Below are 24,190 nucleotides of genomic sequence, written 5' to 3'. Positions count from 1 at the left end.
GGCCCTGCTCACGCGCAGCAGCGGCGAAACGGCCGCAGACGCGGTCGCGACCGCCTGAGCTTGGAACCTGGGGGGCGAGGCGCCATTGTTGCGCCAGGATGGCCCGGCCTATGGGTGCGCTACCCCATGGTCCTCCGCAACGCAAAGACGCCATGCCGCTGAACCGCCTCGCCTACCTACCCCTGATGGCTCTGCTCGCCGCCTGCTCCGATCCATCCGCCCGCAGCGACGCCCAGCCGGCCGCGAGCCTGCCCGAAGCGCCGCTGGCCGCGCCGAATCGCAGCCCGCCCTCGGACTTCGCCACCATGAAGATGTCGTTCGCGCCGATCGTGCGGCAGGCGGCGCCGGCGGTGGTCAACGTCTACTCCACCCGCACCGTCCGCACCCAGGTGGACCCGTTCTGGGCCCTGTTCGGAGGCGGCTCGGTGCCGCGGGACCGGGTGGAGGGCTCGCTCGGCTCAGGCGTCATCGTGCGCGCGGACGGGATCGTGGTGACCAACAATCACGTCATCGAGGGCGGCCAGCAGCTGCGCGTGGTGCTCGCCGACCGGCGGGAGTTCCCCGCCCGCGTGCTCATCGCCGACGCCCAGTCCGACATCGCGGTGCTGAAGATCGACGTCGGGGCCGAAAAGCTCCCCGTCCTGCCGCTCGAGAACCGCAACGACGTTCAGGTTGGCGATCTCGTGCTGGCCATCGGCGACCCGTTCGGCGTCGGTCAGACGGTGACCAACGGCATCATCTCGGGCCTGGCGCGGACCGATGTCGGGGCGACCGACAGCGGCTTCTACCTGCAGACCGACGCCGCCATCAATCCGGGCAATTCCGGCGGCCCGCTGGTGGACATGGACGGCAACGTCATCGGCATCAACACCTTCATCGTCAGCCGTTCGGGCTCCTCCAGCGGCGTCGGCTTCGCCATCCCGGCGGCGCTGGTGCGGCGTGTGGTGGAGTCCGCCGCCGGCGGGGCGCACGCGTCGCAGCGGCCCTGGCTGGGCGTCCGGGCCAGCGCGGTCACCGCCGAGGTGGCCCGGAGCCTCGGCCGCGACCGGCCGGAGGGCGTGCTGGTGGCCGACGTCTATCCGGGCTCGCCGGCTTCGCGAGGCGGGCTTGAGGTGGGCGACCTGATCCTGATGCTCGACGGCCAGGCGGTGAACGACCAGGCCTCGCTCAACTACCTGGTCTCCACCCACCGCCCCGGGGATGCGGTGAGCGTGCAGTTCGTGCGCCACGGCGCCACCCGCACCGAACGCCTGACCGTCGCCACGCCCGCCGCCGACCCGCCGCGTGACGAGCGTGTGCTGGCCGCCCGCTCGCCTCTGCAGGGAGCGACGGTGGTGAACCTCTCCCCGGCCACGGCGGGCCAGTATGGGCTCGACCCCTTCCTGCACGGCGTGCTGGTCACGTCGAGCGGGCAGGGGATCGCCGCGCGCGCCGGCTTCCAGGCTGGCGACATCGTGCGCGCCGTGAACGGGACCACGGTGAACACCACGGCCGACCTTGCGGCGGCGCTCGGCGGCGACCCCGGCGGATGGAGGGTCACCCTGCAGCGCGGCGACCAGCAGATCACCGCGCAGTTCTGACCCGGAGGGCCGGGGTCCGCATCACCGCTCAGAATGACGATCGGATGGAGAAGACTCCCCGCCAGCTCTCGTGGTCTTCTGTGGCGATGGGGTCCAGCAGTCCTCGATCGGCCTCGATCTGGACCACGGCCCGGCCGGTCACGGCGATGCGCGCGCCGCCGCCGAGGGAGGCGAGCTGTTGCAGGGCCTCTGGAGCCGCGGGCCGGGTCAGCCGTCGCGTTTCGCCACCATCGGCGAAGGCGTAGACCTCCGAGGCTCGAAGCGACGCTGGGACGATCCGGGCGAGCTTCCAGGCGAGCTCCGCAGATCCCGCGACTCCTTGGTCGCCCGCGATGATCGCCGCCTCGTAGGCGCGGCCGAACTCGTCGCCGCCAAGCGCAAGCTGCTCTGACCCAGGCAGCCGGTCGGTCGTGTACTGGCCGGCGCCGTCCAAGCGCAGCACAAGGTCGTCCGTCAGGGCCGTGTTGACGTTCATCTTCACCGTGTACTTGCTGAAGCGGACATCGCTGATCTCCGGGGAGAGGACGTGGGCGCCCAGACCATCCAGGCCGAAGTTGGCGGACCCGTTCAGCAGCAGGAACACCCGGGTGTTCTGGCGGATGTAGCTGGCGCCTACCCTCAGGGTGCGGATCCGGTCGTTTGAGATCTCCTGGCCCAGCAGGGCGTTGTCGCTGTCCACGCCGTCGAGGCCTGCGGTGAGATACACGCTCTGGGCGTTGCGTCTCAGGACCGGAGCGGTCGCGGAGACGCCGAGCGTCAAGGCGTGGCCGTGCAGGTCTGCGAAGCTCGGCCGGGTCTGCAGGTAGCCGGCGCTCGCCAGCACGGAGGCTCCGCTGGCGCCCAGGGGCTGGGCGTGGCTGAGCCCGTAATAGCGGAAGCGGTCCAGGTCGGTGGGGAAGGCGACGGTCAGGTGGGTGTCGTCCCCCTGGCGCAGCAGGCTGTGCAGCGCCAGGTCCACATCCACCTGGGTCCGGCCAAGGAAGGCGGTGCCGCGATTGTTCACGCCGAACCCGAGCTCCGCGGTCCGTGGCCGGGTCGAGACCACCAGCACCTGGCCGCCGGGTCGTGTCCCCGGGGCGAAGTCCAGCGTCGCGTCCAGGCCGGCGATGTCACGGATCAGGGCGCTGTAGCGTTCCAGGCTGGACCGCCTCAGCGGGTGTTCGGCCACCAGCCTGGCAAGGTAGTGCTTCAGCAGCGCGTTGCTGCGCCTGGAGCCGGCGGGTGCGGTCACCCGGACGCCCTGGATGAAGCCCTCGGCGACCTCGATCCGCGCCCGGCCGTCCTGGAAGGATTGTGCCGGGATGAGCACGCCGTACAGCGCAACGTCCGAGTGGGCGGCGTAAACGCCCGCCACAGCGTCGGCCACCGCCTTCAGGTCCGTCTCGCCCACCATACGGCCGAGCCACGGGCCGTAGGCTCTCTGTAGCAGGGCCGGGGAGAGGCTGGAGCCCTGCACCTGCACATCAAGCAGCCGGAAGGGCTGTGTGGACGGGGCGAGCGCGGCGGGCCGCAGGGTCGGCTCCAGAACCTGGCGGCGGTAGCCGGGGGTGACGGGCAGCTGGTCGGCCCGAGTGGAAGGGACCAGGACCGAGGGAGACTGGGCGGCGAGGACACCCCCCCCTGCACAGAGGGTCAGGGACAAGGACAGGGGGAGGAGCCTGCGAACGCGCATCGGTTCACCCGCGCTTCGGCTTCTTGGTGAGCGTGCTCGTCAGCGTCTTCAGCACGCTGGCGACGGGCGTGGAAGTGGCCGGGGAGGGCGCGGCCAGCGTGACGGCGCTGCTGACGCCGGTCAGGGCCGCCTGCAGCGAAGCGGTGCTCGAGGTGACCTTGCCGGCGATCAGGGTGGAGGCTGGCGAGTTCAACGCGACCTGCAAGCCGTTCGCGGTCGTGGTGGTCACGTTGGTGGAGGCGACCGGCGTCGAAACCTGCAGCGTGGCGGCGCCCGTGCCGGTGGACAGGCCGGCTGACGTGGAGGCGGCGGGCGCCGTCAAGCCCGCTTGCAAGCTGCCCGAGGCGGCGATGACGGCGACCGTGGGAGCTGCCGCCTGCACGGTGGAACTTGCCACGATCACCTGCCCTGCAGGGCTTGCGACGCTCACCTGGGTGGGTGTGGGCGAGACCGCCACCGAGGCGGTCGGCGCGACGACTCCCGCCGGTGCTGCAACCGCCTGGGCGACGGGCGTTGCGGGCGCGGTGATCGTGGCCGGCGGCGGAGGGGCGGGAGTGGTGATCGCCGCCGGCGGCTGGGCGACGGGGGCTGGTGCTTGTGACCGCGTCGCTGCTGTCCCGCTGGCGGCGCCCGCCAGGCCGAGCGTGCTGATCGATGTCGCTGCGACGAGCGACGTCGCCGACGAGGCGCCCGCCGCAGCCACGGCCGTTCCGTCGCCGGTATCGCCCAACACGAGCACCGTCTGGGCGCTCCCAGGATTGCTCATGGCGATCGAGAACTGGTGTCCTGTCGCACAGCCGGTGAGCGGAACCGACCCCGCCAGGAGGAGAGCCGCGCAGATGCGGCCGGGCTGGAGCCTGGTCATTGCGGAAGCTCCCGTCCCCGGGACGCGCCGCCAGCACAAGCATCGTAGGTCCCGACCTCAGCGGGAAGACAAAGCGAGCTCCGCTTGCGGATGATGTCGTGAAGCTGATCGGCGATGTCGAGTATCTGGTCGGCGCTCATCTTTCGGCATGCGGCCGAGACGCTGAGCTTGAAGGTCTTGACCTGAGCGGAGGTCAGGTCGGAGTCATGGCAGAAAAGTTGTCCCATGTCGTCTACTCCCTATCACTGATGGCGTTCTTGATCTTTCTTCATGTTTGCAGTTGCAGTCCCGGGCGGAGATGTCCCTTACTTCGAGGTTAAGCCGGCGTTCGGCGGTACGTTGCCGAAAGCCAAGTCGGCGACCGGATCTGTGGCCAGCATTGCTGCACTGCAGCAACAGTGGCTAACCGCTATTGGTTTATCGGCCGCCCGAGGGATTCCTACGGTCATAAGTCCTCTTGCAGCGAGGTTTTAACCTGCAAATACCCACTTTGTTCCTTAAGTGGAAGCAAGAATCAACGTCAACGTAAATTAATGTTGCTGATATGTTAATGGAAAATCCCTGGCGGAGCTGATCGGTGAGTCTTCGACCTTGGGAAGGTATCTGAATGCCTTCTTTTCTTAAGGGAGCCGGGTTGCTCGTTCTCTGAAGCGCTCAGGAACGCCAGGCCATGTCGAACGGCTGCCCGGGCTGGCGGCTCGCGGTCTCGTGGCGGGTGAGGGAACGGAGCAGGCTGGCGATCCTTCTTCCATCCAGGAGGACGCATGCCCGATCCAATCCGTTTCGACATCAAGCGCCAGGGGTCGATCTGGAAGCTGACCCGCGACGACAAGGCGGAAGGCGAGTACAGCCACGTCGACCGTGCGACTCACGACGCAGTGGTGCGAGCCCGTGAACTCCAGGACACAGGGACGCCCGCCCAGGTGTTCGTCCAGGCGGACGACAAGTCGATCCAGATCGACACCGATCCCGAGCCTGGGAACCCCGACTTGGCCAACAACGCGGCCGCGTTCACCCGTTTAACGCCCCTCTAAGCCGTCCCGGTGAGGACCGCCCGGCCGGCGTCGGCCGGTCGCACATCTTCCTCAGAGGATCGCAGGAACGTTTTGCGGCTGGTCAAGGGTCTCCCGCGGAGAGCCTACTGCGGCTTGGCAAGAACGAGATCGATGAGCTCATCGCGGGCGGGGATCTGGCCATCCAACATCAGCATGGCCAAGCCATGAGCCTGTGACCACGCCTGCAGCGCCCCGACCTGGACGGCCTGTTCGTCGGCGGATGGACCGAGTTGGGCTTCGGCGTTGGCCTTCAGGAAGGTAATGGCGTCGGCGCTCTCCTTGGCGCCCCGCTGCAGGAGGTCGACCGGAGCGGGTGAGGAGAAGATCAACCGGAACAACGCCGGGTTGGTCATGGCGAAGCGCACATAGGCCCGGCCGGTGGCCGCAAAGCCCGCTGCGCCACCTCCCGCCGCGTCGGCGGCCTGCCGCTGGACCACAGCCAGCCGGGCGAGCCCCTCCTGAGCCAAGGCCGACATCAGAGCCCCCTTGTCCGGAAAGTGCCGGTAGACCGCGGTGGCGCTGACGCCCACCTCGCGCGCCATCTCGCGCAGCGAGACGTCGTCGGCCGTGCGCTCGGCCAGGAGCTTCAGGCCTGTCTCGATCAGCGCGGAGCGCAGATCACCGTGGTGGTAGCCAGATTTCATGTTGACAGCGTTATCATGCCCGCTATGATGACGCTGTAAACATGAGGATGGCCGCCGTGGCAAGCTCCGTCGAGACGTTGATCCGATCCACCGTCGGCAAGGGCGTGGAGGCCCTGGCGGCGCGCAACCGCAAGCGGCTCCCCCAGCCGGCTGCGGCGCACCCCTTCCTCTCGGGCGTGCACCGACCCATGGAGACGGAGCTGACCCTCACCGACCTTCCGGTCAGCGGCGCCATTCCCGCCGCGCTGGACGGCCGCTACCTGCGCATCGGACCCAATCCCATCGCGCCCGATCCGGCCTCCTACCACTGGTTCATCGGAGACGGTATGGTCCATGGTCTACGTCTGCAGGGCGGTCGCGCACTGTGGTACCGCAACCGGTGGATCCGTTCGGAGGCCGTGGCGGCGGCGCTCGGCGAGCGGCCAGCGCCCGGGCCTCGTCACGGCGGTTTCGACACGGTGAACACCAACGTGGTCGACGTGGCCGGACGGACCTTCGCCCTGGTGGAGGCCGGCAGCTATCCGGTGGAACTGTCCGACGATCTGTCGGAACAGGCCTACAACCCCTTCGACGGCGGCCTATCCGGCTCCTTCACCGCCCATCCGCACCGCGATCCGCTCACCGGCGAGATGCACGCCATCTGCTACGAAGGGCGCGATCCGGCCATGATCCGGCACGTGGCGCTCGACGGGCAGGGGCGTGTGACGCGCGAGACGCCGATCCCGGTGCGCCACGGTCCGTCCATCCACGACTGCGGCCTGACGGCCCGCTACGTGGTGATCCTGGACTTGCCGGTGACCTTCTCCATGAAGACGGTGATCTCCGGTCACGGCTTCCCGTACCGGTGGAATGCTCAGCACCAGGCCCGGGTGGGGCTGCTGCCGCGCGCGGGAAGGGCGGAGGACATCATCTGGTGCGATGTGGACCCCGCCTACGTCTTCCACGTGGCCAACGCCTTCGACATGGAGGATGGGCGGGTGGCGCTCGACGTCTGCGCCTTCGACACCATGTTCGACGAAAGCCATGAAGGACCGGACGCCCGTTCCCGCGGCCTGGAGCGCTGGACGGCCGACCCCGCGACGCAAAGCGTCTCAATCCGCACGCTCGATCCCAGCCCTCAGGAGTTTCCGCGCTGCGACGAACGCCGGTTCGGCCGGCCCTACCGCTACGCCTACAGCGTCGCCCTGCCGGAGGGCGGGGCGGACTTTCGGGCCAAGGCGCTCTACCGCCACGACCTTCTGGCCGGCACGCGGCAGGTGCGCAGCTTTGGCGAGGGCCGCCATCCCGGCGAGTTCGTCTTCGTTCCGGCCGCGCCGGACAGCGCGGAGGGCGAAGGCTGGCTGATCGGGCTGGTCATCGACGCGAAGGCGGAGACCACCGATCTCATGATCCTAGACGCCCAGGACATCACAGGTCTGGCCGTCGCCAGCGTGCACCTGCCCCACCGCGTGCCACCGGGCTTCCACGGCAACTGGATCGGGAGGGCGGCATGATGTCGGGCGTGCAGATGACAGAAGCGGGCGCGGTGAGCCGGATCGACCAGGCTGCGACCTACCTGCGGGGACATGGCCTGAGACTGGCCGGCGAGGCGTTGGTCAACTTCGTCCTGCCGGTGGTGATCTTCGACTGGGCTAAGCCGACATACGGAGAGGTGGGCGGGCTGCTCGCCTCCTCGGCCCCGCCGCTTCTCTGGAGCCTCGTCGAGTTCGTCAGGCGCCGCCGGGTCGATGCGCTGTCCATGCTGGTGCTGGCGGGCATAATGCTTTCGCTGCTGGCCTTCCTCGGCGGCGGAGGCGTACGCTTCCTGCAGCTGCGCGAGAAGCTGGTCACAGCGTTGATCGGCCTCGTCTTCCTGGGCTCCGTCGCGATCGGGCGGCCGCTGATCTATCAGCTTGCGCGCGCAGGCCTGGCGCGCAAGTCGGCCGCCGAGCTGGCGGAGTTTGAGGCCTTGCGCGGGGGTCGCTTCTTCGAACGCACCATGACCCTGATGACGCTCGTCTGGGGCTTCGGGCTGCTCGGAGAGGCCGCGATCGCCGCCATATTGGTGTTCGTCTTGCCGATCCGGACCTATCTCATGGTTGGGCCTGTGCTGGGCTATGCGGCCATGGGCGGCCTCAGCCTCTGGAATGTCTGGTTCGGCAAGCGGCAGCGCCGCATCGGCGCGTCGCGCCGGGCGCGCAACCTGGACTAGCCGCTAGACGCGCTGCGGCCGCGCTGCCTCTGCCGCCCCGACGGCCAGGCCAGCGCCCAGGGCCAGGTACACCAACCCCATAGCGGCGGGCGTCAACACGAACTCCCATCCGGGTGTGAAGCGCTTCGGGGTGGCGCGATAGTCGACGAGGGCCGAGACGCCCGCCATCACCGCCGCCTTGCCGATCACGTCCGCCTTCGTCCCGTCGCCGCGCCTCAGCCAGACGTCGTAGATCACGGCCCAAAAGCCGGTGGCCGCGAGGTGGGTCAGCAGGCCTACACCCGTGGTGCGCCATTCTGCGCCGATCTCCTCGGCGGCCGTCTCGCCATTGAGCCAGTGGCTGGTGGCGTTGACGGGCTGCAGAGCGCCACGGCCCTGAAGCCTCGCCGCAAGCGCCAGCGCGACGCTCGAAGCGGCGGTCGCCGCCAAGGTCTCTGAAAACACGCGAGCAGGGAACCGGTTATGGCGAAACATGGCTGGGCCTCCGTGGATACCTCATCCCCAACGCTGGACGGGAGCAGCGGTCGCAGCGTCGCGCGGACCACCGTCATCCAGCTCGCCTGTGCTCGCGCACACCTATGCGTGGGGCCTCGTAAGTCGCCGGCGCCATGCCTGCTATGGGGTGAAGAGGCGCCGTGCTGCGCCAAGACGCCGGGCGGCCTCGTCCAGGGTCGCGTCCTGCTTGGCGAAGCAGAGGCGCACGACGTTTCGAACCGGCGCTTCGGCATAGAAGGCGGAGACCGGAATGGCGGCGACGCCCGCTTGCATGATGGCGGCCCGGCAGAACGTCGCGTCATCAACCGCCACGCCGGACGCCTGCAGGTCGACGCAGAGGAAGTAGGCGCCCTCGCTGGGCAACACCGCGTAGCCCTCCTGCCGCAGGGCCGCCGCCAGCCGGTCCCTCGAGCGCTGGAAGCCGCCTCGAACCTCGGCGAAGTAGTGCTCGGTCTTGGCCAGCCCATAGGCCACGCCGGCCTGAAGATTGGGTGGCACGGTGAAGGCCAGCACCTGGTGGACCTTGGCGAGGACGTGCTGGAGCGGCGGCGCGGCGCAAGCGAACCCGACCTTCCATCCGGTCATGGAGAAGATCTTGCCCGCCGACCCGATTTTGACCGTCCGCTCCCGCATGCCCTCCAACGCCATCAGCGGGCGGTGTCGGCGGCCGTCGAAGACGACGTGCTCCCAGACCTCGTCGCAGACCGCAATCAGGTCATGGCGCAAGCAGACACGCGCCACCGCCGCCAGCTCGTCGATGTCGAACACGCGGGCCGCCGGGTTGAGCGGGTTGTTGAGCACCAGCACCCGGGTGGCCGGGGTGATCGCCGCTTCAAGCGCCGCCTCGTCAAGCCGCCAGTGCGGCGGCTCCAGGCGGAGGAACCGGGGGATGCCGCCGGCTTGGCGCACTACCGGCAGGTAGACATCGTACATGGGCTGGATCAGCACCACCTCGTCACCGGGCGCGATAAGGGCGAACAGCGCGCAGGCCAGCGCCTCGGTCGCGCCGAAGGTCACCAGCACCTCCTCCAAGGAGAGGTCGAGCCCCTGGAACCGGGCGTAGTGCTCAACCACCGCCCGACGGAGCTCAGGCGCGCCCAGCATCGGCGGGTACTGGTTGGAGCCATGCATCAGCGCTTCGGCTGCCTGCGCGCGAACGTCTTCCGGCCCGTTCCCGTCCGGGAAGCCCTGGCCGAGGTTCACCGCGCCATGCTGTCGGGCGAGCGCCGAGATCTCCTCGAAGACGGTCGTAGGCAGCTCGGCGAACAGGGGGTTCATGATGTCTTCCCGCTGAAGGCGAGATTGCCTTCCCGATGTATGGCCTGAGCCGGCGGCATCTGCTCAGCTGCGACGGATGTCGGCGACCAGCCGCTCCCAGTTCCCGTTCGCGACGGCCGCCCTGTCCCGTTCGGTCAGGTTTGCGTCCAAGAGGAACTGGCGAGCCTCGACCTGGGGCGTGAAGCGATAGGGATAGTCGCCTGAAAACAAAATCCGGTCGGGCCCGAGCACCTCGAGCGCCCAGCGCATGTAGCGCTCGCTCCACAGCCCGCTCGGCGTGATCGAGACGTGCCGGCGGAAGTAGTCCGACACCGGCCGGGCGAGCTTGGCGGGGCCAGCCATGTTGTCGATGCGATCGAGGTAGAAGAGCACCACCTCGCCCCAGTGGCCGGTGATGAGCTGGAGGTCGGGAAAGCGGTCGAAGACGCCGGCGAGCACCATGCGCAGGATCTGCACGCCCGTCTCGTAATGCCAGCCCAGCCCAAAGGTCGCCAAGGCGGGATCGATCGCCTCGCCCAGGCCGCCGTAGATGGCTTCCCGCACCGCCGGCGCCGGGGATTGCGGGTGGATGTAGAGCGGCGCCCGAAGCGCTGAGGCCGCCTCGAAGATCGGCCAGTTGTCGGGGTGGTCGAGATTGCGGTCGCGGGTGCGGCCGAACAGCATGGCGCCGTTCAGCCCAAGCTTCGTCACCGCGCGTTCGAGCTCGCGAGCCGCGGCCGCCGGCTCCGGCGTGGCGAGCGTGGCGAAGCCCTGAAAGCGATCGGGCCGGCGCCGGATGGTGTCGGCGAGCAGGTCGTTGGACGCGGTCTGCAGCGCCACCGCCAAGTCCGGCTCCAGGCTCTGCACACCGGGTGCGGTCAGCGACAGGACCTGCACGTCCATGCCGGTCTCGTCCATCGCGGCGATCCGCGCGTCGGTCAGATCAGCGAGTCGCGCCCCGACTTCGCCGCCGTCCGAGTGCTGGAGCGCCACGTCCTGCAAGCGCGGATCGAGCGTCCGCCAAGCCGCGAGCACGTCGGCGGTGACGAAATGTTCCTCAAGCCCGATGATCTTCATGGCTGTCCTGCGCAGATTGCGGCCTCTAAGCCAACACCGCCGCGGACCGGTTCCCTTCGGCATGCACGGGCTGGAGATGCGGAGCGGTCAGGCGATGTCTCGCGGTGGAGCCCGATCGACAGCGGCCCTCGCGCCGACGGGCGCCGGACCCATATCCCGCCCATGATCGAGCTTACCGTTCCGAAGGCGCCTAGGTGGCAAGCCTCTTGGCTAGGCCGCGTCCTCGTCACGGCGGCGTGCGCCGCCGTTCTCCTATCGCCGGGAGCGGCCTGCGCGTGGCTTGCGCCCGGACACATGGCCACGGGGGCGATCGCCTACGACTCCTTGGAGCGTCGCGACCGCCAGGCTGTGGCCGCCGTCGTCCAGATCATGATGAGCCATCCGGACCGGGCCCGCTTCGACGGCGAGCTCCGCGATCTTACGGGCGCCGCCCGTGACCGGAAGCTCTTCGAGTTCATGGCCCGTTGGCCTGACGACGTTCGACTCACACCCTTCGATCACCCCTCCTGGCACTATAGCGAGAAGGTGGTTTCAGCCGCCGGCCTCGTCATACGCCCCGCGTTTGGCCGTGCGCCGGCCGCGTTCAGCCACCAGCTGGCGGTCGCCCGCAATCGCGGTGCAGCCGCCGCCGACCGCGCCGTGGCGCTCTGCTGGGTGCTGCATATCGTCGGCGACATGCATCAGCCGCTTCACGCAGGCATGTGGATGAGCCGGCGCTTCCCGTTCACGGACGCAGGGGGCGTCAATGCCTGGATACGCACCTCGCCCGACATGAAACCCCAGACCTTCCACAGGTTCTGGGACTCTGCGGGAGCTCTTGATCCGGCGGAAGGCCATCGCCGCGACCCTGACACCTTCGCCGCCCGCCTGGAGGCCGAGCACCCTGACCCGCTCTCTCCGGTTCCGGGGGACGTCCACAAGGCCTTCGTCAGATGGGTGGACGAGAGCCGCGTCCTGGCCCGTGACATCGCTTACGAGGACGGCCGCGTGGTGTTCGGCACAAGCGAGGCCACGGCCACCGCGCCGCCCGCAGGCTATGTGGACGGCGTCCAGGCCGTGGCGGAGCGCCGGCTGGCGGATGCGGGGTCCCATATCGCCGCCGTCCTGGTCGGGCTCCGCTGAGCCGTCTGCAAGCGCCTCGCCCCGATCCAGGCGCAGAGCTGAAAGCGGCTCGACCTCGCCTCGCCAAGCCGACCTGGACGCCTTTGGCGCGTCTGTCGCCGTCCGCTTCGAAGGATCTTGGCCTTTAGCGACGCATCGAGCTCAGGGAGATGCAGGACGGGCTCGGAACCGACACTGCAGCTCAGCTTGCCTTGTAGAGAAGGTGTCCTTCATGTTCCAGCATCCACTCGCTCCAGTGTGCGACCCGCTCGAGAAGTGATGCAACCTCGATCGGCTTTGAAATGCAGTCGTTCATCCCGGCTTCAGAGTATGACGCAAGCTGATTGGGCAAGGTGTTGGCGGTGACCGCTAGGATTGGCACCAGCCCGGCAGGCGCCGGTAGGGCGCGGATCGCACGGGTGGACTTCACCCCATCCATGCGTGGCATCTGAATATCCATCAGGATCAAATCCCAACATCCGCCGCGCGCCAAGTCCAAGCCGTCATCTCCGTCTTCCGCCGTCGCGCACGCGATGCCCTGCGTGGCGAGTATGGCGGTGACGAGAGCGCGATTGTGCGCGTTGTCATCCACATAGAGCACCCGGAGGGCGGGATAGTCGTCGCCTTCGACGGTGATCTCCGCCCCGCCTGCCGTGTCGCGGGTCGGCTTGGTGATGGTCGGCGGGCCGGCGTCTCTGTGGCCGGTCCATCCCTGCGTCTCGCTGAGATGGATCATCTCGTTGACGACGGAAATCAGCACCTTGCCAGAGTCATGGATGCGCTGAGCCTGTTCCTCCTGTTCGGGCGACAATCCGCTTTGCCTAAGCAGGTCGGAGAAGCCGATCACTGCGTTCAGAGGGGTCCTCAGCTCGTGCGACATGTCGGTGAGGAAGCGCTGCCGGGCCTGGGCCATGGCGGCCTTCTGTTCCGCCGCCGCCTTCGCCGTCTCAGCCTCGATCCGTTCGGTCACGTCGAGTTCGTTCAGAAGCACTCCGGCCGCGCCGGTCACAGGGTCCAGCACCTCGCGGGCGTCCAGGTGATGCCAGCGCGGCCCGGCGGCGGTGAGCATCCCGCCGATCTCAGCCGTCGGATCGCCAGCCAGGACACGGGCAAGCATGGTTCGGGCTTGAACGGGATTGGCGAAGCGGCCTTCGAAATCCTGAGCCGCCGATCCATACGCCGCAAAAGCGGCCGGATTGGAGAACAGGACCCGGCCATCCGGATCGAGCAAGGTGATTAGCGTGGAGGTGTGCCTGAGCGCCTCCACCGCACGTCGTTCCTCCGCCTCGATCTCCAGGGGCGAGGCCTCGAACAGCAGGACAGGGCGCTCTTCGCCCAGCCAGTAGGTCGAGATGGTCGCCTGGACGGTCACCGGCTTGCCGTTGGGATAGAAGGTCCAGCGTTCGACGATCTCCGCGCCGCCGCTGGTCGCTTGGGCCAGCCGCGAGGTTCGGGCGCGAACCGCGGGGGACAGCCTGGAAAAATCGCGAGCGAGCAGTTCCGCCAGGCTTGCAGCGCCCCAGAGTTTCAGGGCCGCCGCGTTGGCGTAGACGCCGCATAGCCGATGAGGGTCGAAAACCCAGATGGGTCGGCGCAGGGCGTCCCAGCCGCGCAGCTTCGTTTCATCGTTTGGGGGACGATCCGGGCCCATACGCTCGCTTAGGCCTCCGAGACATAAGCAACCATGAACACGGAGGCGCTCGAGCACGTACGGTGGCCGTGCTCGAGTCATTCACTCCTCTGCTCAAGACATGATTGCTGAGGCGACAGCCGCGCAGGAGGTTGATGATGAGGACCTCGACGCAACACGTGTCCACATCTTGACCAGGTCCGCCCTAGGCCGGAGTCAGACCGATCGGTTGAAGCCGCCCACGCTCCAGCGCTCTGCGCCCACGCCATGGTGCACGGTCAACAGCCCGTCTGGGTCGTAGCGCTGCTTGATGCGCTCAAGTCTCGGGTGATGGTCGCCCCGCACCGCTTTTCCCGCACACCGACACTTGGGCGGCGCAACCGCAGCAGGATGTCAGCTTCGGTTCATATAGTTGCCTGTTAAACTGGCCTCCGCTCCTGAAAGGGGGGGCGATCATAGCAACGAGAGGTCAGGATGAGAAAAGCGCTACTCCTGGGAATGGCGGCGGCGACTCTGGCGGTCGCGCCGCTGGCGCACGCCGCAGGGGGATGCGGCCCCTACGGACACCGGGGTTGGGGAGGGGTCTGTCGCCCGAACGGCCCGTACGGACCTCGTCCTTTATATGGTCCAGTCTATGGCCCCGGGCCTGCTATAGGCGTCTTCTACCCCGGCCGCGGCTACTGGTACGGCGGTCGCTACTACTGGCATCGAGGCTGGGGAGGTCGCGGCTGGCGCTACTACTAACCTTATCGGCGGGGAGCGGTACGGGCCCGCTCCCCACTCCTTCCTGAGGCCGACAAGGCGCTGAAGGCCAATGCCGACGTGGTTGGGTCCGCCCCCGACCTGACGGCCGCGGCGCCGGTCAGCACTCCTCTTCGATCTCCGCCTTGACCTGCAAGGCCATGCCTTCGCAGCGTAGCGCTATTCCGATCTGGTCACTGAAGCTGGGCCAGCGCGGTCCCTGCGTCTCGGCCCTTTGGAGGCCGAGGTCGGCTTGGAGGTGGAGCATCTCGGCGCGCGTATGTAGCTCATCGCAGTCGGTCGTCATCTTTGAACTCCGCACGGCGAGGAGCGCTAGACGTTGAAGGCGAATGGGCCGTTAAGGTCACGCCGGACGCGTTAAGACTGGACGGCCTTGCAGATGGCAGTGCTCGACGACGCCGGGGCCGCCGAAGTCGTTCACCTGCGGACCGAAGGCGAAGACCAGCCTGTCGTAGGCGATCTCGCGAGAACTCCCCGCGGCTCACCAGTCGAAGGCCTCCACCTGGGTCCGCTTACCCAGCATGAAGGCGTCGGCGACGAGCTGGTAAGGCGAAGCTTCCACCTTGGACTGAGAGGTGTCCAACAGGGTGGCGAACTCCCGGTAGATGTCGAGGTATTCGTCGGGCGGGCCATCGAAGGGCGGCTGGCCGTTGATCTCCAGGTGGGCGCCGCCCTTGCTGAGTTTCAGCTTCAGCCCGTCGGTGGTTTCGATGTCGATCTCCCAGGTTTGTTCCCCCGTCTGGCGCCAGTCCAGGGCGCCCACCAGCTGCTCGTCGGGCCGCAGCCCGGTGCTGAACTTCAGGTTGGCGGCGATGGGCGCCTCACGGTTGGCCGGGAAGAACAGCTCGGCGCCGTCGATGAAGATCGGCTCGGGCGCGATGCGGGTCAGGATCGACAGGGCGTTGATGCCGGGGTCGAAGATGCCGAAGCCGCCGGCCTGCAGGATCCAGTCCTGGCCCGGGTGCCAGTGACGGACGTCCTCTTTCCAGGTGACAGCGAGCGTCTTGACCTGCTTGCCGGAGAGCGCGTCTGCCGCCTTCTTCACCGCGGCGTTGTGCTGGGCGTGGTAGGTGGCGAAGGCGACCTTCTTGGCCGCCTGGGCCCGGTGCGCGATGTCGGTGACCTCAGCCACCGACCCTGCCGGAGGCTTCTCAAGGAGCACGTTCTTGCCGGCGACCAGGCAGTCGGCGGCGATGACACGGCGGGGTCCTGGCGGCGTGCAGATCGCCACCGCATCCAGGTCGGCGACCTTCTGGAGCATCTCGGGATAGGTCTGGAAGGACGGCAGCCCGGCGGGTGGGGGCGAGCCAGCGCCGTTGGAGATGGCCACCAGCTCAAAATTGGGTGAGGCTTGGATGGCTGGGGCGTGCTGGTCCTGGGCGATCTTGCCGAAGCCGATGATCGCGATCTTGTACTTTGCCATGGTGTCTCCAGGAGGGCTTCGGCCTGGGCCTTCGCCCAGATGGCAGGGGGTGTTCGGAGGTGCGCCTTGCACCCCGAGACGGTGGGGGAGCCGACTATGTCGTAGGTGGCGAGGCTATGCCAATGCCGGCGGCATCGAACCGGCGGATGATCTGGCGGCCCATGGCTGTCTTCGCCTCACGGGCGTTTGCTGGGGATCGGGACGCAACAACGGCGCGGCGGTGAGCGCCCATGGATCGCTCCATGAGGTCGATATGCGCGAGATCGCTCCCACCCCGGCCAGGCTGCCCGATGTGCCGTTTCCAAGCGCCGACGGCAAGCCGCTGTCCTAGCCGGCCGGGCGACCACCTGCAGGGTCAGGCGGCGGAGCGCAGGCAGGTCTCCATCAGGTCTCGGTAGTCTGCGAGGCTGCGTGTCAGTCCCGAGGAGTCCTTCCCGGTATCGTCGCAGCGGCGCAGCATCAGGGCGGCCACGAACGCAGGCTCCTCGGCGAAGGTCGCCGTTTCGGCCCGGGTCATCACGCCGCCCTGGACGACCAGGCTGAGGCGCGATGCCTGGCTCAGCCCGTCGAAATAGCCGGGCTCGACGGCGCAGAGATACCGCTTGGCGTTCACGTGCAGCGCGATCGGTGCGGTGACCTCCTCGCCGAACCCGCGCGAAAGCCACGCCGCGCCGATGGCCTCATGGTCCAGCTCCCGCCCTCGGCCGGTCGCCGGCTCGCCCTCGGGGGAGAGGAAATGACCCACGTCGTGAAGGAGAGCGGCCACGACCGTATGACGTGGCGCCTTCAGCGAATCGGCCTGGGCCGCGGACTGAAGCATGTGGCTCTCCAGCGAGAGGTCCTCTCCGTAACGGTCGCTCCCGAAACGCGCGAACAACTCGAAGATCTCATCGATGATGTCGGTCACGTAATCAGCTCCCGGGCCCGGCCCATCCGCCGCCAACTCGCAGCGTCGGGCGGCGTCCCGCCCCTGAGGGTACCGAACAAAACGACGAAGCGCCAACGCTCGTTGGCCCAAGTTGCGGCATTCGGTCCAGTCATTTGTCTGAAACTCTGTTGTCACCTGACTTTCACACGGCTCGTCTAAGTCCGGGTTGCGGCAGGGGTAAGTCGTACAATTTAGTTTCCATACGGACGGTTGTTCTATGCTTCGAGGCGTCTGCCTTGGCGCGGATAACCGGATCGCTGGCGCTTGGGGGCGAGATCATGAATACGAAGTACATCCTTTCCTGTGCGGTCGCCGCAATCCTGAGCGGAGGTGGCGGCGCTTTCGCCGCAGAGGCGGGCGCGGCCGCCCCGGTGAGCACTGCCTCCGGCGCGTCCTCGGTCGCCGTGACTTCTGCAGGCGGCATGGCTGCAGGGGCGGCTGACGCCGCAGCCGCCCCCGTCGACGAGATCGTTGTGACCGCTCAGCGCCGCAACGAGAGCATCGAGAAGGTGCCGCTGACCATCCAGGCCTTCACCGGGCAGACCCTGAACCAGCTGAACGTCACCACGCTCGACGATCTACTGAAGTACACGCCCAACGTCACCTACGGTAACAACGGTCCGGGCCAGGGCAACATCTTCATCCGCGGCTTGAGCGCGGGTTTTGCCGGCAACCAGTCCAGCGCCACGGCCGGCAACTTCCCCAACGTGGCGGTCTATCTGGACGACCAGTCCTTCCAGTTCCCCTCGCGCAACGTCGATATCTACGTGGTCGACATGAACCGGGTGGAGGTGCTGGAGGGGCCGCAGGGCACGCTCTTCGGCGGCGGCGCCGAAGCGGGCGCGGTGCGCTACATCACCAACAAGCCCAATCTCACCAAGTACGAGGCCAATGCGGAGGGCAGTTTCGGCGGCACCAGCGGCGGTTCGGAGAACAGCCGCGTCAACGCCACGCTGAACGTGCCGATCATCGAGGACAAGCTGGCCATCCGGGCGGTGGTCTATGACGAGCGGCGCGGCGGCTACATCGACAACGTGCCGAGCACCTTCACCCGCTCCAACACCGACATCGGCAACTACTACTTCGGCATCGCGCCGACGAACGGCGTCTGCCCGAACAAGCTGCCGGGCACCGCGGCCAACGGCTGCACGCTCGGCAGTTCACCCCAGTCCCAGATCAACAATTCCTCGATCGCCGAGAAGGATCAGAACCCCACCACCTACCAGGGCGGCCGCATCTCGGCGCTCTATGACATAAACCAGGACTGGAACGTGCTGATCCAGCAGAGCTTCCAGGACCTGGACGCCGAGGGCCTGTTCGCCGAATATCCCACGGGGTCCGACTTCCAGCCGCTCGGGGCGCTGCAGGTCACCTCGTTCACGCCGTCCTACGACAAGGACCGCTTCGAAAACACCTCCTGGACGCTGAACGGCAAGATCGGTCCGCTTCGCGCCATCTATACCGGCGGCTATCTCGACCGTCACATCTCCCAGCAGATGGAATACACCAACTACTCGCGCACGGGCGGCGGCATCTATTATCAATGCTCAGGGGGTGGCGCAAGCAGCAGCCTGCTGGGCGCAGGCAGGGGCCAGCCCATCACCTGTTACTCCCCGCAGGGCTACTGGCAGGACACGGTGAAGAACACCCACTTCACCCAGGAGGCGCGGATCAGCACGCCGGACGACTGGCGCATCCGCGGCATCGCCGGCGTCTACTACGAAGACTTCAAGATCTACGACGTCCAGAACTTCAACTACAAGACCATCCCGTCCTGCAATGCCGCCAACCTGGCTGTGGCGGACGCCGGCGGACCAATCTGCCTGGCCGACGTGCGCACCGCGGTGGGCTCCACCGCCAACCAGCCGGGCGTCCGCGGCGACAACACCGCCTTCGGCGAGGACACCCAGCGCGGCTATAACCAGACCGCCGCCTTCGGCTCCATCGACATCGACATCATTCCCCACGTGCTGACCATCACCGGCGGCACCCGCTACTTCAACTACCGGGAGTCGGAGGCGGGCTCGCAGTACGGCACGGGCTCAGGCTGCGTGGACGTGCCCAACGGCGAGTGCGTGGGCAGCATCGTCAACATCGACGCCGCCCACGACAAGGTCGGCTATCACGGCTTCAAGAGCCGGGCGAACATCACCTGGGACATCACCCCGCGGACGCTCGTCTACTATACCTTCTCGCAAGGGTTCCGTCCGGGCGCGTTCAACCGCTCCACCAGCGGCGTGGCCAAGGATTCCGCCGGCAACGCGCAGTACGAGAAGCCCAACGGCTACGCGCCCGACTCGCTCACCAACAACGAGATCGGCCTGAAGACCGAACTGTTCGACCGCCGCCTGCAGCTGAATCTGTCCGCCTACGACATGGACTGGGACAACGTGCAGTTCCTGTTCTTCAACCCCACCCAGCTCGGCAACACGACCTTCGGCGTCAACGGCCCGAACTACAACATCAAGGGCGTGGAGGCCCAGGTCGTCGCCCGGGTGACCGAGGAGCTGAGCCTCCAGGGCTCGGCCACCTACGACCACGACACCCAGTCGAACTCGCCTTGCCTGGTGGACAACATCTCCACCTCGCCCGGCTTCAACCAGTGCATCACCGAGGTGAAGGGCCAGCCGTTCCAGAACCCCTTCGGCGCAGTCGGCACCACGCCGGCCTTCTCGCCCTCGTTCCAGGGCAACCTGCGCGCCCGCTACGACCACACCTTCGGCGTCTACAGCGGCTACGGCATCCTCGGCGCCAGCTACACCGGCAGCATGTACAACCAGCCGGCCACCTATCTCTCCGGCACGGGCGTGACGGTGCCCAACACCACCTACCTGCGCTACCTGCAGGCGGCCTACGTGACCGAGGATGCGACCTTGGGCGTGAAGCGCGACAAGTGGTACGCCCAGCTGTTCGTCAACAACCTGCTGGACTCCCACGCCAGCACCTTCACCTCCTCGGCCCAGTTCATCAAGTCGGAGGTGCCGATCCGGCCCCGGACCTTCGGCCTGACGATCGGGGCCAGCTTCTGACCTGCATGCCACTGGGCTAGGATGGGCGGCGAGCGGCGAGGCCCGCTCTCCGATCCGGATCCCATGACCCTGCCCGCCGTGCTGGAGCCTTCGCCGTCCGTGGAGCAGGAGCTCTCCCGCATGAGGGGGCTTCAGAAGGCTGGACGTCACGGCGAGGCTCTGGAGGCGGCCCAGGCGCGGCTTGAGGCCCTGCCGGAGAACCGCGACCTGCTGCTGGTCGCCGCGGTGAGCCAGCGCCACCTGCTGCGCCTGCCCGAGGCTCTGGCGACGCTGGACCGGCTGGAGCAGCTTCAGCCCCGCTTCAGTCGCCTGCACCAGGAGCGCGGCCTGTGCCGGGTGGCGCTGAAGGACGCGCCGGCGGCGCTCGAGGCGCTGCTGATGGCCGTGAACCTTAACCCGGCCCTGCCGGCCGCCTGGAGCATGCTGGAGGGGCTGTATCGCCTGACCGGCGATGCGCAGAACGCAGCCACCGCCGCCGAGCATGTGGCCACGCTGAAGCGCCTGCCGGGCGAGGTGGTCGCCGCGACCGCCCTGTTCCACGACGGCGATCTCGGCCCGGCCGAGCAGGTGGTGCGCGCCTACCTGCTGGCGCACGGCGACCAATTGGAGGCGATGCGGCTGCTCGCCCGCATCGGCATGGCGCGCGATGTGCTGGACGATGCTGAGGTGCTGCTGGCCGCGGTACTTGAGCTCGCACCCGACTACCAGGCGGCGCGTCACGACTATGCCCAGACGCTGGTGCAGCGGCACAAGTACGTCGAGGCTCGGACGCAGATCACCCGCCTGCTGGAGCTTGAGCCCGCCAACCTGGACTACCGCTCCCTGGCCGCCACCACGGCCGTGGGTCTGGCTGAGCAGGACGCGGCCATCGCGCTCTACAGGGGGATGCTGGCCGACCGGCCGGACGACCCGGATGTGCACCTGTGGCTGGCGCACGCGTTGAAAACCGTGGGGCGGACGTCGGAGGCCGTGGACGCCTACCGGGCGGCGGCGGCGGCGCGGCCAGACTTCGGCGACGCCTACTGGAGCCTCGCCAACCTGAAGTCCTACCGGTTCAACGACGAGGAGATCGCGCGGATGCGGGCCGGGGAGGCCGCGCCCGCGACCGCGCTGGCCGACCGTTATCACCTTTGCTTTGCCCTCGGCAAAGCCTTGGAGGATCGCGCCGAAACAACGGAGTCCTGGCGCTATTACGCCCAGGGCAACGCCTTGAAGCGGTCGGAGAGCCGCTACCGGCCAGAGATCATCGAGACCAATACGAGAAAGCAGATCGAGGTCTGCACGCGTGAGTTCTTTGCGCGCCGGGCCGGCTGGGGCGCGCCGGATCGCGATCCGATCTTCATCCTGGGCCTGCCGCGCTCGGGCTCCACCCTGCTCGAACAGATCCTGGCCTCCCACTCCCAGGTGGAAGGAACCCAGGAGCTGGCCGACATCCAGAGGATCGTGCTGGAGCTGCAGGGCCGCGACCTCGATCTGGAAGACCCGCGATATCCCGCGGTGCTGGCCGACTTGACGGAGGACGCCCTTAGACGCCTGGGCGACAAGTACCTCGCCGATACGCGGGTCTATCGCTCGGGCCAGCCGATCTTCATCGACAAGATGCCCAACAACTTCCGCCACATCGGCCTGATCCACCTGATGCTTCCCAACGCCACCCTCATCGACGCCCGGCGCGATCCGATGTCGTGCTGTTTCAGCAACCTGAAGCAGCTATTCGCCCAGGGGCAGGAGTTCGCCTATAGTATCGAGGACATCTCGCGCTACTACCGCACCTATCTGGAGCTGATGCGCCACTGGGACGAGGTGCTGCCCGGACGCGTGCTGCGCGTGCACCACGAAGACGTGGTCTCCGACCTGGAGGGCAGCGTGAGGCGGATGCTCGACCACTGCGGCCTGCCGTTCGAGCCCGCCTGCGTCGACTTCCACAAGACCCGGCGGAGCGTGCGGACGCCAAGCTCCGAACAGGTGCGCCAGCCCATCTTTCGCGACGGGCTGGACCAGTGGAAGGCCTACGCACCCTGGCTGGGGCCGCTCGAAGTGGCCCTGGGCGACGCCGTGACGCGCTACAAGGATTAGCGAGAGGTGACGGCCACAGGGGCGCCGAGGCGGACTGCGCCCCGCACCTCACCCCGGCCCTTGCTGTGGAAGTAGAGCGCCGCCAAGGCGGTCAGGGCCGCGCCGGCCAAGCTGGTGGCGTAGGCGCTCAGCGTGAAGAATTGCAGCCAATCCAACCTCACGCCGCCGAAGTTGCGCCAGAGCAGCAGCGTCACGCTTCCAATATAGCCCGACGCGTCGGCCACGTAGATCAGGAAGCCCGCATTGGCCACCCGTCCGCTGAAGGCCACCAGCCTGTCGAACAGCATGGCGTTGAACGGGGTGTAGCCCATGTAGAGCCCGGCGCCGGACAGGATCATCCAGGCCAGGGGCGACAGAAGGTGCGCCTGGAAGGCCAGGGTCGCGCCGCCCAGCAGCAGGAAGCCTGCGAACACGATGCCCTGGATGACCATCAGCGCCCGGCGGTTGTCGCGCACGACCATGACCGCGCCGAGCGCCACCAGCGATATGGCCGCAACCGGCAGTTCGCTGGCGCTGAAGACGCCCGCCGCCTTGCCGTAGCCCAGGGCCGTCCAGATCTCGGTGGCGAAGTTGTCGCGGAAGTCGCGGAACGCCGTCAGCAGCACATAGGCGAGGACCAGCAGCACGATGCCCGGCGCATAGGCCCGCAGGAAAGCCCCGCGCTCCTCGCCGCTCATCGGCGCGCGTCTGACGCGCTCCGCCTCATCGCGCGCGCTCGGCGCCGGCAGTTGGCCCAGCACCCAGACCGAGGCGAACAGCAGGGGGAAGAACAGCGCGCCCGTGGCCGCCGGCATCCAGAACGGCGTGACGTGCACCACCTGCATCATCCAGGCGCCCACCGACTTCACCACGCCGGAGGAAAGGATGAAGCTGGCGCACAGCACCGCACCCAACACCTCCGAGACCCGCCGGCCCTCCATGTAGCCGAACACCAGGCCCCAGATCATGCCGAGCGGCAGGCCGTTGAAAAAGAGCGCCGCCACGTTCCAGGGCGCAGGCGTTACGGCGAAGGCGACCAGCGCCAGCCATGCCGTCCCGATCAGTCCCAGGATCGCCACGGCGCGCCGGGCCGGGCGGATCTCGGCGATCACCTTCACGCCGATCAGCTTGGAGACGGCGTAGCCGGCCGCCTGGGCGATCACCAACGCGATCTTGTAGTCCAATGCGAAGGGCCAGCCCCGCACCGCGCCGAAGGTCGCAGCCGCGAACGGCCTCCTGAAGGCGTACATGCAGAAGTAGGCGGAGAACCCTGCCAGCCCCGCGACCAGAGTAAAGACAAGAGGATTGGCCTTCTCCAGACCCCGTGCAAGCCTTCCTGCCACCGCGCCCCCTCCCAGGCCAACCCGTACTAAACAGACTGGCTTGCCAGTTAGGAGTCTTATGTAACGGAGGAATGACAGAGACCGTAAATTGGAAGGTTTCGCACAGGCGATCTCTGTTGGACAGCTTGAATTCGACGCTCGATCCGCTTCAGACCTTCGAACGATGGGAGCATCGGCTGAACGGAAAGGTTGCCCAGCGCCAAAGCCCACCTCCAAAGGCGGCCTTGATTCAAACTTCGAGACCCCCCTTTGGTCGGCCGAGGTGAATAAACCTTGCGCGAGCTGACGATCCCGGCCTGTCGAGCTGGCGCTTAAGGCCTATGACTGTGGGGGCGGCGCACCTGTCGCGCCTTCAGCCAGGAGCACCGATATGCGGAAGTGGTGGAGCGATCTCGGCGTCGTTGCTGGTCTCTCAGTGGCTTCTTGTCCCAGCCATGCGGCAGCCCAGACAGGAAGCCCTCACACTTTCAACCTGACCTATCGCAGCTTCGGTCCTGTCACGAGCACCACTACCTTCAAGGCGGGAGACGGGTACGAGGCGAGGTCTGAGGGCTGTTACGCCAAGCACTCTAATGAAGCGATCTGCGGCTTCACGATCCATGCCTTGCGCGGGCTCACCATCACCAACGCCGGCAACGCCTCGCACGCGTCAGGCTCCGAGGGCCCGCCGATCCGCACCTGCTGCATGTTTGTCCAGGGGGACGATAGGGGATTCCCAATCGTGAAGACGCCTACGACACCGGCGGGCGTCGCTACGCTCGTTCGCGCCCTGAGGCCGGGAGACACGGTCGGCTTCATGTTGCGCGTGCCCTCCTACAAGACGGCGCCGCCTTTGGCGGGCGTGACGTTCTCAGCCGGCCATGGCGACGTGGGCGTTCCGTTCGCTACCCAGATCGTGGAACTTCCGTAGCTCGCACGCCGTGTGAACGGGTCGCCCGGCCAAGGTGCGGAAGGCTCGGGCCGCACGCTGGCCCCGGCGACCTCCTCGGCATCTGGATGCTGCGCGATGCGTCCCATCCTTCCAGCCCCAATGCTTTCCTGCGGTCTCGTCTGGCCTGTAGGGAGACGTGACCGGAGGCCGGG

At 67.5% G+C, this 24,190-nt stretch carries 20 protein-coding genes; 9 read left to right on the top strand and 11 right to left on the bottom strand.

Translation table 11 applies throughout. The annotated features are described in order from the left end of the window. Positions 1–152: 152 nt before the first annotated feature. A complete protein-coding gene (locus HUV06_RS05490; RefSeq protein WP_174300265.1) occupies positions 153–1,580 on the top strand; it encodes a Do family serine endopeptidase in 1,428 nt (475 codons plus the stop codon). A 28-nt stretch (positions 1,581–1,608) separates the two neighbouring features. Here the strand turns inward: HUV06_RS05490 and HUV06_RS05485 are convergent, their stop codons facing one another. Together HUV06_RS05485 and HUV06_RS05480 are read right to left on the bottom strand one after the other, a co-directional pair. Then, entirely contained in the window at positions 1,609–3,222 is a 1,614-nt protein-coding gene (locus HUV06_RS05485) for a ShlB/FhaC/HecB family hemolysin secretion/activation protein (RefSeq protein WP_174300264.1), read from the bottom strand. Positions 3,223–3,256: 34 nt separating this feature from the next. After that, positions 3,257–4,117 (bottom strand): hypothetical protein, encoded by an 861-nt coding sequence (locus HUV06_RS05480; protein ID WP_174300263.1) that lies wholly within the window; start codon positions 4,115–4,117, stop codon positions 3,257–3,259. A 764-nt stretch (positions 4,118–4,881) separates the two neighbouring features. On the opposite strand from HUV06_RS05480, the gene HUV06_RS05475 reads away from it, so the two are divergent. After that, a complete protein-coding gene (locus HUV06_RS05475; protein WP_174300262.1) occupies positions 4,882–5,151 on the top strand; it encodes a hypothetical protein in 270 nt (89 codons plus the stop codon). A gap of 104 nt (positions 5,152–5,255) precedes the next feature. On the opposite strand, the gene HUV06_RS05470 is transcribed toward HUV06_RS05475, so the two are convergent. Next, positions 5,256–5,816: a TetR/AcrR family transcriptional regulator gene (locus tag HUV06_RS05470; RefSeq protein WP_174300261.1), complete on the bottom strand. Its 561-nt coding sequence runs from the start codon at positions 5,814–5,816 to the stop codon at positions 5,256–5,258. 56 nt (positions 5,817–5,872) lie between these two features. Here HUV06_RS05470 and HUV06_RS05465 point away from each other — a divergent pair, with 56 nt between their 5' ends. Next, positions 5,873–7,309, top strand: a complete 1,437-nt coding sequence (locus HUV06_RS05465; RefSeq protein ID WP_254600890.1) for a carotenoid oxygenase family protein — start codon at positions 5,873–5,875, stop codon at positions 7,307–7,309. 14 nt (positions 7,310–7,323) lie between these two features. Then, a complete protein-coding gene (locus tag HUV06_RS05460) occupies positions 7,324–8,007 on the top strand; it encodes a VC0807 family protein (RefSeq protein ID WP_305793635.1) in 684 nt (227 codons plus the stop codon). A gap of 3 nt (positions 8,008–8,010) precedes the next feature. On the opposite strand, the gene HUV06_RS05455 is transcribed toward HUV06_RS05460, so the two are convergent. The 3 genes from HUV06_RS05455 to HUV06_RS05445 all read right to left on the bottom strand — a co-directional run bounded on the left by HUV06_RS05455 (position 8,011) and on the right by HUV06_RS05445 (position 10,836). Then, a complete protein-coding gene (locus HUV06_RS05455; RefSeq protein ID WP_217433648.1) occupies positions 8,011–8,481 on the bottom strand; it encodes a hypothetical protein in 471 nt (156 codons plus the stop codon). A 141-nt stretch (positions 8,482–8,622) separates the two neighbouring features. After that, positions 8,623–9,783, bottom strand: a complete 1,161-nt coding sequence (locus tag HUV06_RS05450; protein ID WP_217433651.1) for an aminotransferase — start codon at positions 9,781–9,783, stop codon at positions 8,623–8,625. Positions 9,784–9,843: 60 nt separating this feature from the next. Beyond that, positions 9,844–10,836 carry an amidohydrolase family protein gene (locus HUV06_RS05445; RefSeq protein ID WP_174300258.1) on the bottom strand — a complete coding sequence of 331 codons (993 nt, stop codon included), beginning with the start codon at positions 10,834–10,836 and terminating at the stop codon, positions 9,844–9,846. Between HUV06_RS05445 and HUV06_RS05440 the strand changes: the two genes are divergently transcribed. Continuing rightward, positions 10,810–11,958, top strand: coding sequence for a S1/P1 nuclease (locus HUV06_RS05440; RefSeq protein WP_371810996.1), 1,149 nt, complete (start codon positions 10,810–10,812; stop codon positions 11,956–11,958). The two genes, HUV06_RS05445 and HUV06_RS05440, sit on opposite strands and share 27 nt — an antisense overlap. 181 nt (positions 11,959–12,139) lie before the next feature. Here HUV06_RS05440 and HUV06_RS05435 read toward each other — a convergent pair whose 3' ends face one another. Then, positions 12,140–13,309, bottom strand: coding sequence for a response regulator (locus HUV06_RS05435; RefSeq protein ID WP_254600889.1), 1,170 nt, complete (start codon positions 13,307–13,309; stop codon positions 12,140–12,142). A gap of 474 nt (positions 13,310–13,783) precedes the next feature. After that, positions 13,784–13,912 carry a BBE domain-containing protein gene (locus tag HUV06_RS16605; protein WP_371810994.1) on the bottom strand — a complete coding sequence of 43 codons (129 nt, stop codon included), beginning with the start codon at positions 13,910–13,912 and terminating at the stop codon, positions 13,784–13,786. Positions 13,913–14,041: 129 nt separating this feature from the next. On the opposite strand from HUV06_RS16605, the gene HUV06_RS05430 reads away from it, so the two are divergent. Then, complete coding sequence (locus tag HUV06_RS05430) at positions 14,042–14,311, top strand: GCG_CRPN prefix-to-repeats domain-containing protein (RefSeq protein WP_174300255.1); 270 nt, start codon at positions 14,042–14,044, stop codon at positions 14,309–14,311. A gap of 499 nt (positions 14,312–14,810) precedes the next feature. Here HUV06_RS05430 and HUV06_RS05425 read toward each other — a convergent pair whose 3' ends face one another. Both HUV06_RS05425 and HUV06_RS05420 read right to left on the bottom strand, forming a co-directional pair. Further along, the gene (locus HUV06_RS05425; protein ID WP_174300254.1) at positions 14,811–15,752 is read right to left on the bottom strand and encodes a Gfo/Idh/MocA family protein; all 942 of its coding nucleotides are present in this window, start codon (positions 15,750–15,752) and stop codon (positions 14,811–14,813) included. 355 nt (positions 15,753–16,107) lie between these two features. Then, on the bottom strand, positions 16,108–16,659 hold the full coding sequence (locus tag HUV06_RS05420; protein WP_174300253.1) for an HD domain-containing protein: 552 nt from the start codon (positions 16,657–16,659) through the stop codon (positions 16,108–16,110). Positions 16,660–16,916: 257 nt separating this feature from the next. Here HUV06_RS05420 and HUV06_RS05415 point away from each other — a divergent pair, with 257 nt between their 5' ends. Continuing rightward, complete coding sequence (locus HUV06_RS05415; protein ID WP_217433647.1) at positions 16,917–19,709, top strand: TonB-dependent receptor; 2,793 nt, start codon at positions 16,917–16,919, stop codon at positions 19,707–19,709. A 63-nt stretch (positions 19,710–19,772) separates the two neighbouring features. Then, positions 19,773–21,785, top strand: coding sequence for a tetratricopeptide repeat-containing sulfotransferase family protein (locus HUV06_RS16210; protein WP_174300252.1), 2,013 nt, complete (start codon positions 19,773–19,775; stop codon positions 21,783–21,785). On the opposite strand, the gene HUV06_RS05405 is transcribed toward HUV06_RS16210, so the two are convergent. Further along, positions 21,782–23,107, bottom strand: coding sequence for a DUF5690 family protein (locus HUV06_RS05405; protein WP_217433646.1), 1,326 nt, complete (start codon positions 23,105–23,107; stop codon positions 21,782–21,784). The two genes, HUV06_RS16210 and HUV06_RS05405, sit on opposite strands and share 4 nt — an antisense overlap. Positions 23,108–23,477: 370 nt before the next feature. Here HUV06_RS05405 and HUV06_RS05400 point away from each other — a divergent pair, with 370 nt between their 5' ends. Further along, positions 23,478–24,017 (top strand): hypothetical protein, encoded by a 540-nt coding sequence (locus HUV06_RS05400; RefSeq protein ID WP_174300251.1) that lies wholly within the window; start codon positions 23,478–23,480, stop codon positions 24,015–24,017. The last annotated feature ends 173 nt before the right edge of the window (positions 24,018–24,190 follow it).

Source organism: Caulobacter sp. S45, from assembly GCF_903642205.1.
Lineage (GTDB): Bacteria > Pseudomonadota > Alphaproteobacteria > Caulobacterales > Caulobacteraceae > CAHJWH01.
The sequence above is the reverse complement of the archived record's forward strand: the minus strand, read 5'-3'. Positions and strand labels throughout refer to the sequence as shown.

Bases quoted from the DNA above. Each gene is read 5' to 3' on its own strand.
- HUV06_RS05490 (WP_174300265.1), top strand. From the start codon at position 153: ATGCCGCTGAACCGCCTCGCCTACCTACCCCTGATGGCTCTGCTCGCC.
- HUV06_RS05480 (WP_174300263.1), bottom strand. From the start codon at position 4,117: ATGACCAGGCTCCAGCCCGGCCGCATCTGCGCGGCTCTCCTCCTGGCG.
- HUV06_RS05475 (WP_174300262.1), top strand. From the start codon at position 4,882: ATGCCCGATCCAATCCGTTTCGACATCAAGCGCCAGGGGTCGATCTGG.
- HUV06_RS05470 (WP_174300261.1), bottom strand. From the start codon at position 5,816: ATGAAATCTGGCTACCACCACGGTGATCTGCGCTCCGCGCTGATCGAG.
- HUV06_RS05460 (WP_305793635.1), top strand. From the start codon at position 7,324: ATGACAGAAGCGGGCGCGGTGAGCCGGATCGACCAGGCTGCGACCTAC.
- HUV06_RS05455 (WP_217433648.1), bottom strand. From the start codon at position 8,481: ATGTTTCGCCATAACCGGTTCCCTGCTCGCGTGTTTTCAGAGACCTTG.
- HUV06_RS05440 (WP_371810996.1), top strand. From the start codon at position 10,810: ATGTTCCTCAAGCCCGATGATCTTCATGGCTGTCCTGCGCAGATTGCG.
- HUV06_RS05445 (WP_174300258.1), bottom strand. From the start codon at position 10,836: ATGAAGATCATCGGGCTTGAGGAACATTTCGTCACCGCCGACGTGCTC.
- HUV06_RS05430 (WP_174300255.1), top strand. From the start codon at position 14,042: ATGAGAAAAGCGCTACTCCTGGGAATGGCGGCGGCGACTCTGGCGGTC.
- HUV06_RS05425 (WP_174300254.1), bottom strand. From the start codon at position 15,752: ATGGCAAAGTACAAGATCGCGATCATCGGCTTCGGCAAGATCGCCCAG.
- HUV06_RS16210 (WP_174300252.1), top strand. From the start codon at position 19,773: ATGACCCTGCCCGCCGTGCTGGAGCCTTCGCCGTCCGTGGAGCAGGAG.
- HUV06_RS05400 (WP_174300251.1), top strand. From the start codon at position 23,478: ATGCGGAAGTGGTGGAGCGATCTCGGCGTCGTTGCTGGTCTCTCAGTG.